This window comes from Corynebacterium sp. MSK158, from assembly GCF_030229085.1.
Taxonomy (GTDB): Bacteria; Actinomycetota; Actinomycetes; order Mycobacteriales; family Mycobacteriaceae; genus Corynebacterium.
In genome coordinates this window covers 1-250 of the sequence record NZ_JASPHJ010000053.1, presented here as the reverse complement: position 1 = coordinate 250, position 250 = coordinate 1, and the positions used below count along the sequence as shown (strand labels likewise).

The following is a 250-nucleotide window of genomic DNA, read 5'->3' as shown; positions in this document are numbered from 1 at the left end:
GGTGCGCTGGCAGCTGGATGGGTGGCTTACGGCGGCGCGGTCGAGCGGCAAGGACGGTGCCGCGATCGTGCGGCTGGTGCTTGAGCCGGTGGAGGTGGCTAGGCCGCAGGCCGATGGCCTCTGGGGCGGGGATGCCTCACAGGAACAGGTCAAGCGGGTGATTTCGCGCGTGCAATCGCAGCTGGGCATAGACCGCGTCTTGCAGCCGCGGGCCGTCGGTGGCCGTGGGGTGGCCGGGCGTATCGAGTAC

The 250-nt window shown here is 70.4% G+C and carries 1 pseudogene; it reads left to right on the top strand.

Features of this window, described 5'->3' with window-relative positions:
• Positions 1-250: pseudogene (locus tag QP915_RS11655) on the top strand (DNA polymerase Y family protein); the annotation flags it as partial.